This is a genomic window from Nitrosopumilus adriaticus (assembly GCF_000956175.1).
GTDB lineage: Archaea > Thermoproteota > Nitrososphaeria > Nitrososphaerales > Nitrosopumilaceae > Nitrosopumilus > Nitrosopumilus adriaticus.
Genome location: NZ_CP011070.1, coordinates 1,430,361 through 1,442,724, shown reverse-complemented (window position 1 = coordinate 1,442,724; position 12,364 = coordinate 1,430,361). Strand labels below are relative to the sequence as shown.

At 36.2% G+C, this 12,364-nt stretch carries 14 protein-coding genes; 5 read left to right on the top strand and 9 right to left on the bottom strand.

What is annotated here, in order from left to right; genetic code table 11:
- Positions 1 to 164: 164 nt before the first annotated feature.
- Both NADRNF5_RS08560 and NADRNF5_RS08555 read right to left on the bottom strand, forming a co-directional pair.
- The gene (locus NADRNF5_RS08560; protein WP_048117453.1) at positions 165 to 1,832 is read right to left on the bottom strand and encodes an acetolactate synthase large subunit; all 1,668 of its coding nucleotides are present in this window, start codon (positions 1,830 to 1,832) and stop codon (positions 165 to 167) included.
- A gap of 105 nt (positions 1,833 to 1,937) precedes the next feature.
- Positions 1,938 to 2,321 carry a response regulator gene (locus tag NADRNF5_RS08555; protein ID WP_048117450.1) on the bottom strand — a complete coding sequence of 128 codons (384 nt, stop codon included), beginning with the start codon at positions 2,319 to 2,321 and terminating at the stop codon, positions 1,938 to 1,940.
- A gap of 52 nt (positions 2,322 to 2,373) precedes the next feature.
- On the opposite strand from NADRNF5_RS08555, the gene NADRNF5_RS08550 reads away from it, so the two are divergent.
- Together NADRNF5_RS08550 and NADRNF5_RS10750 are read left to right on the top strand one after the other, a co-directional pair.
- A complete protein-coding gene (locus NADRNF5_RS08550; RefSeq protein ID WP_048117447.1) occupies positions 2,374 to 3,291 on the top strand; it encodes a phosphate/phosphite/phosphonate ABC transporter substrate-binding protein in 918 nt (305 codons plus the stop codon).
- A gap of 1 nt (position 3,292) precedes the next feature.
- The gene (locus NADRNF5_RS10750; RefSeq protein ID WP_052661910.1) at positions 3,293 to 4,666 is read left to right on the top strand and encodes a sensor histidine kinase; all 1,374 of its coding nucleotides are present in this window, start codon (positions 3,293 to 3,295) and stop codon (positions 4,664 to 4,666) included.
- A gap of 473 nt (positions 4,667 to 5,139) precedes the next feature.
- On the opposite strand, the gene NADRNF5_RS08540 is transcribed toward NADRNF5_RS10750, so the two are convergent.
- The 4 genes from NADRNF5_RS08540 to NADRNF5_RS08525 all read right to left on the bottom strand — a co-directional run bounded on the left by NADRNF5_RS08540 (position 5,140) and on the right by NADRNF5_RS08525 (position 6,612).
- The gene (locus NADRNF5_RS08540; protein ID WP_048117444.1) at positions 5,140 to 5,379 is read right to left on the bottom strand and encodes a hypothetical protein; all 240 of its coding nucleotides are present in this window, start codon (positions 5,377 to 5,379) and stop codon (positions 5,140 to 5,142) included.
- Between the two features lie 83 nt (positions 5,380 to 5,462).
- A complete protein-coding gene (locus NADRNF5_RS08535) occupies positions 5,463 to 5,942 on the bottom strand; it encodes a 50S ribosomal protein L11 (RefSeq protein ID WP_048117441.1) in 480 nt (159 codons plus the stop codon).
- 35 nt (positions 5,943 to 5,977) lie between these two features.
- Complete coding sequence (locus NADRNF5_RS08530) at positions 5,978 to 6,436, bottom strand: transcription elongation factor Spt5 (protein WP_048117438.1); 459 nt, start codon at positions 6,434 to 6,436, stop codon at positions 5,978 to 5,980.
- A 2-nt stretch (positions 6,437 to 6,438) separates the two neighbouring features.
- A complete protein-coding gene (locus NADRNF5_RS08525) occupies positions 6,439 to 6,612 on the bottom strand; it encodes a protein translocase SEC61 complex subunit gamma (protein WP_048117434.1) in 174 nt (57 codons plus the stop codon).
- 39 nt (positions 6,613 to 6,651) lie between these two features.
- Between NADRNF5_RS08525 and NADRNF5_RS08520 the strand changes: the two genes are divergently transcribed.
- Together NADRNF5_RS08520 and NADRNF5_RS08515 are read left to right on the top strand one after the other, a co-directional pair.
- A complete protein-coding gene (locus NADRNF5_RS08520; protein ID WP_048117432.1) occupies positions 6,652 to 7,428 on the top strand; it encodes a D-aminoacyl-tRNA deacylase in 777 nt (258 codons plus the stop codon).
- Positions 7,425 to 7,724 (top strand): MGMT family protein, encoded by a 300-nt coding sequence (locus NADRNF5_RS08515; protein ID WP_048117429.1) that lies wholly within the window; start codon positions 7,425 to 7,427, stop codon positions 7,722 to 7,724. The genes NADRNF5_RS08520 and NADRNF5_RS08515 overlap by 4 nt, the downstream gene beginning before the upstream one ends.
- On the opposite strand, the gene NADRNF5_RS08510 is transcribed toward NADRNF5_RS08515, so the two are convergent.
- Both NADRNF5_RS08510 and NADRNF5_RS08505 read right to left on the bottom strand, forming a co-directional pair.
- Positions 7,721 to 8,176: a 50S ribosomal protein L19e gene (locus NADRNF5_RS08510; RefSeq protein ID WP_048117426.1), complete on the bottom strand. Its 456-nt coding sequence runs from the start codon at positions 8,174 to 8,176 to the stop codon at positions 7,721 to 7,723. The two genes, NADRNF5_RS08515 and NADRNF5_RS08510, sit on opposite strands and share 4 nt — an antisense overlap.
- Positions 8,160 to 8,564, bottom strand: coding sequence for a 50S ribosomal protein L32e (locus NADRNF5_RS08505; protein ID WP_048117423.1), 405 nt, complete (start codon positions 8,562 to 8,564; stop codon positions 8,160 to 8,162). The genes NADRNF5_RS08510 and NADRNF5_RS08505 overlap by 17 nt, the downstream gene beginning before the upstream one ends.
- A 148-nt stretch (positions 8,565 to 8,712) precedes the next feature.
- Between NADRNF5_RS08505 and pckA the strand changes: the two genes are divergently transcribed.
- The gene (gene pckA, locus NADRNF5_RS08500; protein WP_082052003.1) at positions 8,713 to 10,317 is read left to right on the top strand and encodes a phosphoenolpyruvate carboxykinase (ATP); all 1,605 of its coding nucleotides are present in this window, start codon (positions 8,713 to 8,715) and stop codon (positions 10,315 to 10,317) included.
- A 1-nt stretch (position 10,318) separates the two neighbouring features.
- On the opposite strand, the gene NADRNF5_RS08495 is transcribed toward pckA, so the two are convergent.
- On the bottom strand, positions 10,319 to 12,340 hold the full coding sequence (locus NADRNF5_RS08495; RefSeq protein WP_048119447.1) for a S8 family serine peptidase: 2,022 nt from the start codon (positions 12,338 to 12,340) through the stop codon (positions 10,319 to 10,321).
- Between the last annotated feature and the right edge of the window lie 24 nt (positions 12,341 to 12,364).

Here is a 12,364-nt window from a genome sequence, read left to right as displayed (position 1 = left end):
AGAGCTCCGACGCGATTTATCTGCCGAATCTGTGGTATGCTCACTGATGAGCGCTTTCATGTGTCAATCTGCTTTAAGATAACAGAGTATGATGAGAAAATTACTCCATCTCTATTACCTGAAAAATACCCAAACCCAATTAGTAATTAGTTTGGTTTTTCATTTTATATTTCATAATGACTGTCATTTAGCAGAACATGATTTCTTGAATAATCCACATTAATTGCAATGATTACTGGCTTGTCCTTGATTGCTTTTGCCTCCTCCAAAATCTTTGGAAATTCCTCAGTAGATTTTACCACGAATCCTACTGCTCCAAAACTCTCAGCCAATTTGATAAAATCCGGATTTGTAAATTTTGTAAAGACGCTCTTGCCAAATTCATTTTTTTGCTTCATTGAAATCATTCCCAAGTCAAGATCACACCAAACTATTGTAATGAATCCAAGTTTTAGACGAACAGCCGTCTCAAGCTCTTGAATATTCATCAAGAATCCTGCATCGCCACACATTGCTACTATGTTTCTCTCTGGATGGACAATCTTTGCTGCAATTGCGCCTGGAAATGCAAATCCCATTGAGCAAAAGCCATTTGGAATAATGCATGTGTTTGGTTGATAGGTTTTGTAGATTTTTGAAATCCAAAGCTTGTGTGCACCAACATCTGATAGTAGAATGTCATTTTCACCCAAAGCATTTCGAACATCAATAATTAATTTTTCAGGCTTTATTGGGAAAGCTTTATCATCATTAAATGAATCCCGTCTTTCGTCTACTTCTTTCATAATTTTTTTAAATAATTCTGGAATTTCTTTAATCGGAAATACATCTAATTCTGGATGTGTTTTTTTCTGCAGTTCTAATTCGTCAAGAATTGCATCAATTGCATATTCAATATCTGATACTATCTCAACTACTGGTCTGTAATAGGTGTAGACTTCAGATGGTGTAAAATCAATGTGAATTATTTTTTTATCTAACTTCTTGTTCCAATTCTTGGGACTGTATTCTACCAAATCAACACCTACTGCAATTACAACATCAGCTGATTCTATTGCCAGCAAAGCATGATCTGCATCCTTGATACCGATTGTGTGGAGGTGAAGTGGAGAGTCATCTGAGACAACTCCTTTTCCCATAAACGTGTTCATTGCAATGATTCCTGTTTTTTCTACTAGCTTCCTGATGTGCTGGCTGGCATTTTCTCTAACACACCCATTTCCTAGAAAAATTACTGGATGCTTTGCTTCAAGAATAATTTTTGCAGCCTGTTTTATCAATTCCTCATTTGCCCCTGACCTAAAGACTCGTTGAGGTTCTATTGGGGGAATGTCTGCTTCTTTTTTTGCAATGTCTTGAGGCAATTCAATGTGTACCGCGCCTGGTTTTTCCTCTAGTGCAATCTTGAAAGCCCTTCTTACAATTTCTGGAATGTTTTGTGGATTGCGTATTGACCAATTCCACTTTGTGATTGGCTTGAACATTGTTATTGCATCCATGTTTTGATGAGATTCCTTGTGTAAGAGATGCGAGTCGGTTTGTCCTGTGATGGCAAGCAATCGTGATCTATCCATGTTTGCATTGGCCACTCCAGTTACCAGGTTAGTTGCACCGGGACCAAGTGTCGCAAGGCATACTCCTACTTTACCTGATAATCTTCCATAGACATCTGCCATAAAGGCGGCCCCTTGCTCATGACGAGTTAAGATGAATTTTATCTTAGATTCAGATAATGACATTACAAAATCTGCGTTTTCTTCTCCTGGTATCCCAAAAACATATTCAACACCTTCATTTTCAAGACATTTTACAAACAAGTCAGATGCTTTCATGACAATCCCATTTGGGATTCTAGGCTTTAAACAATTCTCTTACAGCAAATTCAATACTTGTGAAAAATAATCACATCAATCATGGAAATATAATTTTGATGTGCTTTAATCTGATGATGAAATTTTTAGTTCTAGTTGATTTTCAAGAATGTGTAGAATTGTAATTATTTCATATGGTTTGTGGATGACTGCTGATGGTTTTAATTTTTCAAGTAATTGTTCTGTTTCCTCTGAAGTGTCAGCTGTGACCATCACAACTTTAGATGATGGATTTTTCTTTCGGATTTGCTCCAATGCATAAATTCCGTCAAATTCCGGCATCATTACATCTAAAAATACTACATCAGGATTCGATTCTTCAAAAGATGTCACTGCTTCTTTTCCATTAGTTACTTTACCTACAACAGAAATTCCGTTTATTTCAAGCAATTCTGCAAATAATTTTAAATTGATTAGATCATCTTCTGCAATTATGGCAGTTATCCCCATACAGAAAGTGCTGACAGCTATTTTTAATATGTTATGAGTTTAGAGGTAAAAGTTGAAACTCTACATAATTTTAGGAATAATTGGTATTGCAATTGTGTCTGGAATGATTGGGTATCAGGCATTATCATCAGCTGATGATGTTGAAAATAATGTTGTTGAAAATACCGATACTACAAGCTCTGATTATGAACTTTTTACAATTGGTACAATTCACAGGGACTCTGCAAAAATGGTAAAAAGGTATCAGCCATTAGCTGATTACATTGCAGAGAAAATTAGTGATGAAAATAAAATGTACAAGGGTAAAGTGATGATACTTCCAAGCCAAGAAAAAATGATTGAAGCAATCAACAATCATGAGATGGATCTGTATTTTGATAGTCCTTTAATTGGAATTAAAATCATGAATGATGCTGAAATAGAGCCTTTTCTATTATCTTGGAAGGAGGGGCATCGTGAATATCATACAGTCTTCATTACTGCAATTGATTCAGAAATCACATTTGATAATCTATTCAATAAAACATTGGTTTTTGAGGATACGGAATCAACATCAGGGTATTACCTGCCTGTGATCCATCTTCAAAATGCTGGATATGATATTGACCTTGATGGTTCGGAAGATTTTTCGTTTGTTTTTAGTAACGATGATGAGAATACTCCCGTTTGGATTCTTGAGGGCAAAGGAGATGTTGGGGCTACATCCAATTTAGATTTTGAAGACATTCCTGCAAACATCAAAGAAAGAGTAAAGATAATTGAATCAACTGAATCCCTTCCAAGGCAAATGGTATTTGTTGGCAATCATGTTGAACAACAAGACGAGCTTAAGGAGATTCTTTTAGATATGGATGATAATTCTAACTCACTGGAGATTCTTGGTAAGATCTCTGATACATCAAAGTTTTCTGAAATCAATTGGGATGAAGATTTTGAAATTTCAGAAAAATTAATGGGACTTTTAAAGTAAGATGAATCTAAATTCCAAACTTGTACTGATAGCAATCATTCCTGTACTGATTGCCACATCACTGACTTCAATTATTATTGCAGAGTTTACATCTAGAGATTTGTTTGATTCTACAATTTCAAAAATTAAATCTCTGTGTGATTTGACTGAAAGTGAAATGAGAAATCCTATGAATAACTTGGATGTAGATGAACTAAATGAAATCATTGATAATTTAGAGAAAGAAAAAAATATTCTTCAGGTTCTTGTTTTATTTCCTGATGGGCGTTTATTTACTGATGGGACTGATGATGACTATAATTTTGGCAAAGTGATTGAGGATGAGTTTATTCAAACTTCAATTTTAGAAGATAAAGAGATGCTTCTAGTGGAAGATGATGTAATTTATGCCTCAAAACCAATAATGCTGAATGAAAAAATTGGCATTCTCGTCATGGAGTATTCTACCCAAGGAATCAATTCTAGAATACAAAATTCCATCACAAGCATAATTCTTACAGCCATAATCATTTTAGGAATTTCTGCAGTTATAGCGATTCAATTAGGCAGATCTATCAGTAGGCCCATTTTAGACCTTCGAGAAAACATCTTCCGTGTTTCTGATGGAAATTTAAAAAATCCTCATATCTTTTCAAATATTTCTGAAATTGATCAACTATCAAAACAAATCTTTGAGATGGGTGAAAAATTAGAAAAGTATCAAAAAGAGATGATCAAAACTGAAAGATTGGCAGCTATTGGTGAATTGTCTTCAAGAATTACCCATGATTTGAGAAATCCATTGAATTCACTAAAAATGGCAATTGATATCTTGAAATCAAAAAAACCTGAGATGATTAAAGAAAACCAAGAATATTTTGATATGATGCAGCATTCAGTCGAGAGAATGAATCATCAAATTGACGAAGTGCTTGGGTTTATCAAAAAACATCCACCTAAAAGAGAGAATGTAAAATTTTCTGAAATCATTTCAAATTCTTTAAAATCATTTCAATTTCCAAAAAACATCAAAATTTCAGTATCTGAAAATGATGGAATACTTTGGTGTGATAAAAATCAAATTCAAAATGTAATTGTAAATTTAATTTCAAATTCCATTCATGCTATTGGCAAAAAAGAGGGAAAAATAATTATTAATTTCCAAGAGGAACAAAAGTTTGATAAAATAACTGTAGAAGATAATGGTGAGGGAATTCCAGATGATTCTCTGGAGGCAATATTTGAGCCGTTATTCACTACCAAACAAACTGGAACTGGATTGGGATTGGTCAGCTGTAAGAATACTGTAGAGGCACATAATGGTGAAATTTCTGCCAAAAACTTACCAACAGGAGTAATCTTTACCATTTTACTTCCAAAGGCAGATGTAAAGTGATTTTTTTCGTGATATCCATTTAGAATTTTAAATACTGTTTGCCTTGTGAGAATTAAACTACAGCTGCGTTTTGAATGGTATGGTTTGATCTCAGAAGATAACACTTTGAATGGATTTGCTCATCAGTTGTAAAGCCACAGTTGTGACAGAAAAACTGATTTACTTTTCTGCAAATATCACACTTTTTGTTTTCTTCTAGTTCGATTCCACATTTTCTACATGACTCAATTCTCATAGTATCATGTGGGTAGTTTTTTAATTTAAAGTCTGTGAAAATTAGATGTGACTAATTAGATTCAGCTAATGCTCTCATTCTATAGAACTAGAATAAAAATAAACCTGAATAGAAAAGTAATTCAAATGCTGTTAATCCTGCAATTCCCAAGATAATGTAAATGATTTTTTTATTCATACAAGCTACACCGATTCTTTCAATACTTAAAAATTACAAATAAAATTTAAATTTTTGAAAATTATCTGCGAGACATTTTACGTCCAAGAAATGCAAAAACCCAACCAATTCCTATTAGTACTGTTCCAAATAGAATGTTCCATTCGTAATATTTCACGTACTCTTCTTCGAATCGAGGATCCTCTAGGAATTGCTCTTGTGGAATGTCCGTTAGATATAGTGCCCAAAGTGAAAAAACAACAAACAACGCCCCTAATGCAAAAAATGCAACCATAATGTATTTTGGAGCTCCTCTAATCATGCACACAATATGAAATCTCCCTATAAGGATGGTCTTATTGAACAGTGATTTGTTTTTGAAAAAATTATTTGCTTAATTCTATTCTATTGGAATTTTGCATCCCATTTGCCTTCGTTGATTTCAGCTGTCATCTCTTTTGGTGTCTTTCCTTCAACTTTGACTCCCAATGCAAGACATGTTCCAATGATTGTCTTTGCAACTGATTTCAATGATGTAGCATAAGATTTCTCTAGTTTAGTATTTGCAACTTTGATTACAGAATCAAGTGTCACATCTCCTGCCCATTCAGTACCAGATGCGCCAGATCCTTTCTGGATTCCAGCTTCCTTCATGATTAATGCAGCAGCTGATGGGATACCGATTTCAATTTCGTATTTTTTTGTATCAGAATCAACAATTACTGTAACTGGAACTTTCATTCCCTCAAAGTCTTTGGTTTTATCATTAATTGCTTGAATGACTTCCATGATGTTGACACCTAGTGGTCCTAGTGCAGGTCCTAATGGTGGACCAGCTGATGCTGCTCCGCCTGTTACAAGTGATGATACTTTTTGTTCTCCCATGTTAAATCAAACTCAAAATGAAAATTTAATCCTTCCTAACCCTCACTTGAGAGCTTTAGGTAGTTTGCGTCTACTGTTACTGGCAATTGGTATGATGCGTCAAGTAAAACTACGGTTGCCTCTTCCTTGTCGACATCAATTCTGGTGATTGTTGCCTTCATTCCCTTGAATGGACCTCCTGTAATTTCTACGACATTATCTACTGCTAATTGTGAAACTGTTGATTTCTTGATTAGGTATCCTTCGATATCTTTGAATTCTAATTCTCCTCTTAATTGACCGCGAATGTGTCTTACACCTTCAACTGCCATGTATGCATCACTGGGATTGATTGCCTCAATTACGACATATCCCTTGAGATTATCTACTAGTAATACTGATTGAATGTTAATTTGATTGGCATTGGCCTTTGCCTCTAATAATCTCATAACCACTTTTTCTTGTCCTCCAGTGGTTCTAATTGCAAACAAGTGTGATTTTATTTCCTCTGACAATTTTACCGTCCAAATGTTATTACCGAAAAGACAAACTGTATAGTAAATCCAATTAATCCGACTCCACCAATTCCCAATAATACTAGTCTTAGGTGCTGTTGGTACTCGTCTTTGTCTGGTTTTTTAGCCATTTTCATGGTATTTACCATATTCTTCAAAGTCTGCTTAGGGTTCATTGGTGGAAATTAATAGGGTGTCCTTATATTCCTTATCTCATGGAGCTACTAATTGCGTATCAAGATGACCCAGCTGGCCACAATATGGCAAAATTTCTTTCAAAGGAAATGACCAAAGACGGTGATGTCTTTCGTGGAAAATATTATGATTTACTAATCATTCCAACTCCTGCAATTTCAGCTGATTGGCTGGAAGAAAAATATGATTATGACGGATTTGTTTTTCTCTCAAAGCATGCAGCAGAGTCCGGACAGTTGGCACTGACTTGTCATAGTACAGGAAATTTCTCAGAGGCAAAGTTTGGAGGAAATGATAAACAAGTTGCAGTCCCACACCCTGATCTTCAAAAAGAATATCTTAAAACATTAAAGAAAAACCAATCAAAGTTTTCAGATTTTCAAATTACCATAGAGGCCACACATCATGGTCCTACTGCATTGAGAAAACCATCAATCTTCATAGAGATTGGAACTACTGAAAAACAATGGACTGATGAATCGCTGTGTCACTCTGTTGCATTATTGGTCCACCAGGTAATGTCAAAACCAATTCCTAAAAATCCAGCAGCTATCTGCTTTGGCGGAACTCACTATCCTTCAAAGTTTACAGATGAATTGCTAAATGGAAAATATGCCCTTGGAACTGTAATTCCAAAGCATGCACTAGAAAATCTTGACGCAGAACTTTTCTCTCATATTTTATCCCAAAACAAAATGGCAACTGCTGCACTACTTGATTGGAAGGGACTGGGCTCTGATAAACAAAAGATACTTGATTTGCTTGAAACAACGAGTCTTGAGGTCATCAAACTTTGAATCTTGAACAAAAGATTTACAAAAAATTACTACAAGTCCCTAAAGGCCAAATCACAACATATGGTGATCTTGCAAAAGCAGTTGGACTAAAAAATGGACAACGAGTTGTTGGGAGAATTATGAACAAAAACCCGTATCCTGTAATCATTCCATGTCATAGAGTTGTAATGTCTACAGGTAAAATTGGAGGTTATGCATATGGGGAGCACATCAAAGCCAAGATGCTAAGTGACGAAGGTATCAAGATTAAGAATGGTAAAATTATGAATTTAGAAAATACAGTTTATCGGTTCTAGTCTTTTCTCTTTTCTCTAATTTCATCCATGAGTAGTCTGAGATGTGCTTTGTTTCTAACGGTATTGCCGCCTACTTTTTTGTAGAGTTCCCAGAATTCAGGATTTGTCAAGTCCTTTCTGTCTTTTGCAATCTTTAGTAATCTTCTCAATGAACGAACTTTAGCAACATAAACTTCTTTTTTGCCAACTCTTGCACCCTTTCTGCCTTGTTTTGATCCTTGAGTTGTACCTCTCTTCTTTCTCTGGTCTTTTTTGAATTGTGCTCTTCCTCTTGATGTTCCAACAAATGGTTTTATCTTGATTGTATTTGCAGTGATGAGACTACGGATGTTTTCTCTAGTAATTGCATCTGCAATGTCATCTAGATGATCCGTATCAAATTTAATTCTGTGAATGCCGACACCTGTGACTCTAGCTGCGAGTCTCTTCTTAGCGTTAAGATTTACTACCACTTGCACTCACTCTCGCATTAAAAATTTTGAATTTGTTTTCAATTGCTTTTACAATTATTTCCTTTCTCTTTCTAGTTCCAACACTATGTCCGAATCTGACTCCGTCTTTTTTTGGATCTAGTTTTTCCAAGTCTGATAAATTGAATACTAAGTTATCTGTATATCCTGATGGATGCAATCCTCTTGCTTCTTTTGGTCCTCCGTATCCTACTTTGACTAGTCCAGGACGACCTCTACTTTTTTGTTTTCTCTGGTGGTGATCGATACCTTTTGGTTTTCTCCAGTTAGTCTGCAGTCTAACATAACGCCAGCTTTCTGGTCTTACAAATTCAGGATTGTGTTCTTTTACTTCCTTTCTCTTTGCAATCTTGTCCTTGTTGATAGGCATCAATTTGAGTCTTGAATTTTGGAATAAATACGTTCCTAGACAAAAAAATGATTTCATATAAGAAAAAGATAATAAGGAAACTTTAGGCGGATCGATATCTCATGAACCAGCCTGGGATTGATAGAATTATTTTTGGAGGCCAAATCCTCTGACCAAAGTCGTAGGTAATGCAGTTACTGACAAATTCACTGCTCAGCTAAAAGAGTTTGGAATCAATCCATCCAAAGTCCACAGAAATCTAAGCGTTGAGGAGATGGTCTCAATTGCAGTTGAGAGAAAAGAGGGGGTAGTAAATTCCACAGGCTCACTTTCAGTCAATACCGGAAAATATACTGGCCGCTCACCTGATGACCGATTTATTGTATTTGATGACAAAACCCATGATACCATTGATTGGGGTAAAATTAATCACCAATTCCCAACTGGCAAATTTGAGAAACTCTTGGAGAAAATGAAAAACTTTGTTGATAACAAGGAACTTTATGTTTTTGATGGCTTTGTTGGGGCAGACCCTGAAACCCGTTTACCAATTAGGGTGATAAATGATCATGTCTGGCAGAACATGTTCTCAAGGAATCTGTTTATCAGACCAACAAAAGAAGAACTTGAAAATCATGAACCGGAATTTACAATCTTGTGTATTAACGACTTTGTAGCAGATCCTGAAATTGATGGAACAAGAACTGATGTCTTTATCCTAATTGACTTGACTAGAAAAATTGTTTTGATTGGTGGGACAGAGTATGCCGGTGAAATGAAAAAGTCAATGTTTGGTGTAATGAATTTCTTATTGCCTGAACGTGGAATCTTCCCAATGCACTGCTCTGCAAACATTGGAGAGAAAGGTGACACTGCTTTGTTTTTTGGATTGTCTGGTACTGGTAAGACTACTCTTTCTGCAGATCCTAATAGAAAACTAATTGGTGATGATGAACACGGTTGGTCTGATAATGGAACCTTTAACTTTGAAGGTGGATGTTATGCAAAGTGTATCAATCTTAGCCAAGAAGCAGAACCTGAAATTTGGAATGCAATCAAACCTGGCGCAGTTTTAGAAAACGTAGTACTCAAAGACAATGTACCTGATTATGATGATAACTCATTAACTGAAAACACTAGGGTTGCATACCCACTTGACTTTATTCCAGGTGCAGTAATTCCAAGTGTCGGAGGAAATCCCAAAGTAATTGTATTTTTGACAGCTGACGCACTAGGTGTTTTGCCACCTGTCTCTAGATTGACAAAGGAGGGGGCAATGTTTCATTTCATGTCCGGATATACCAGCAAGTTGGCAGGAACAGAACGTGGTATCAAAGAGCCAAAATCTGTATTTTCTGAGTGCTTTGGGGCACCATTCATGCCTAGACCGGCCTCAGTTTATGCAAAATTGTTGGGAGATAAAATCAATCAGCACAATACTGTAGTCTATCTTGTAAACACTGGATGGTCTGGCGGCCCATATGGTGTAGGAAAACGAATCAAGATAAAGTACAGTAGAGCAATGGTTACAGCTGCACTTTCTGGCGCACTTGATATTGTAAAGTATCGTCATGATGATTTGTTTAATCTAGATATTCCAACTGAAGTGGAAGGTGTCCCATCTGAAATTTTAGATCCAAAAAATACCTGGACTGATAAGGACTCTTATGATTTGTCTGCAAAGAAACTAGCCCAGATGTTCACTGAGAATTTCAAAAAGTTTGATGGTGTCTCACCTGATATTATTGAGGCAGGTCCAAAACCACCCCTCTAGGTTATCTTCTTTTAATCAATCCAAAAATTCCAATAGCTGCCACTATTATTGCAATGATTCCAATCTGTTTTTCTGGAATGTCAAAGTCTAGTCTTTGAATGCCATCAGGAATTGTAGTGATATCGATTGTATTGTATGCACTAGTAGAGTTTTGATCCGTTCTAATTTTAGCTTCAATCCAGTACTCTGCATTCTCAAAGACATCTATTGTTGCCTTATTGTTTGGCAGCATGGTAGTTGTATCTACTCTGCCGTCTTTGCTGTTTGTCACTGATATTTTTGCAAAATTCCATTTCTCTGGATGATAAATATCAAAGATGAGTTTTTGATTTTGCTGAATTACCGATATCGACCCTTCAGTATAATGAACCAGTATTGGAATGGTGTAACGTGTGCCATCATGATGAATAATTATTTGTCCTTCATGTTCACCGAAATTTTCTCCAGTCATACTTAGTTTGAATTTCAAATTATCTTCTTCAAGATTATATCCAAACTGAATAAACTCTGGTCCTTCAAATTTTACATCCAAATCATCTAGGGTGCCATCAATGAGTTTTAGCTGTAATTGTTTTTCTGCAATGGTATCATCTGATGAAATGCTGATTACAAAATTAGGCGGCATTATGATTAGATTGGCCCCATATGCATTTTCAATATCAAGCCTTCCAGCCCCTGCATCATTTAGTGAGAATTGCTGGCCATAGGCATCAGATACAGGCTCAACTGTGGTCAGTAGTAGCGATTTTATCTCATGGTGGTGCAGTGATGGGTTTTTCTGGAGTAATAGTGCTGCTGCCCCACTCACATGAGGTGCGGCATAACTTGTTCCACTGGTGAAATTATACCCTGCATTACTTTGAGTGGTATTGATGTATGCCCCCGGTGCTACAAGTTCGGGCTTTAGGTAAAATGGTGAAACAGGACCTCGGGAGCTAAAGTGAGCTACAAAGTCTGGATTGTAAAACAAATGCATTGATGCATTGTTTTCATTTTTTATTGATTCGATAATCTCCAGACCTTCTTCTCTGTCAATTGATACTACTGGAATCTGGGGATTATAGTCTGAATCTGCAAAATCGTGAATTAATTCCCCAAGAAAAATTCCTGGGACATTATTGTACACTATCAAAGCTTTGGCTCCAGCATTTGCGGCATTATTCTCCTTGATTGAAAAATACAGCAATTCTCCCTCTACATCACTTCCTCTCTCAACAATTACTATCGCATCTTTGACATCAATTCCCTCAAAGTCTTTTAGTTTTCCATATCCTGCAAAAATTATTTTTCCAGTAATTGGACCGTTTAATTTTTCAGAGCCGACCATTGGGATTACTGTAAATGGTTTGTCATTTACTTCTAGAGTTGCCACCAAGCTTGAAGTGAGATTGTTATATGTTGCACCAACTGTAACTGAACCGTAATTTCTTCCGGGACTTCCAATAGTTTGAAATCCTGGACCGTCATTTCCAGCTGCAGTTACTACAAAGATCTCTTTTTCTAATGCAAGATTTACTGCGCGGTCAATCTTTGAATTTGTTTTGTTAACTCCCAAACTAATGTTGATAATGTCTGCACCATCTTCTACTGCTTTCTCAATTGCTCGAATAATAAGATCCGATGACACTCCTTCACCGTCTTCAGAAACTTTGTATGCAAGAATTTTGGCCTTTGGTGCAACACCTTTTGCTTGCCCATCAGCTGCAATCACTCCTGCAACTTGAGTGCCATGCCCATTCTTATCCAATGGAGGCTTATTCTCTTCAATGAAATTGTATCCTCCAATTACTTTGCCATCAGGTCCCCAGCCAAGTAAATCTGGATGGTTAAAATCTACGCCCGTATCTATTACTGCGACTTTGATTCCTGCCCCGTCAATTCCACCCATTCTTGGAATATCTGTTCCAATGAATGGAACGCTTTTGTCCAGATATGCTCGAATTTCGTCTTCTGCAAAAAAGAACCCTGAGAAAACAAATCCGACAGCAATTGCAAGTATTAATAAAAATGCTAGAAATTTCACAAATTTTTTATGCATTTTTACAAG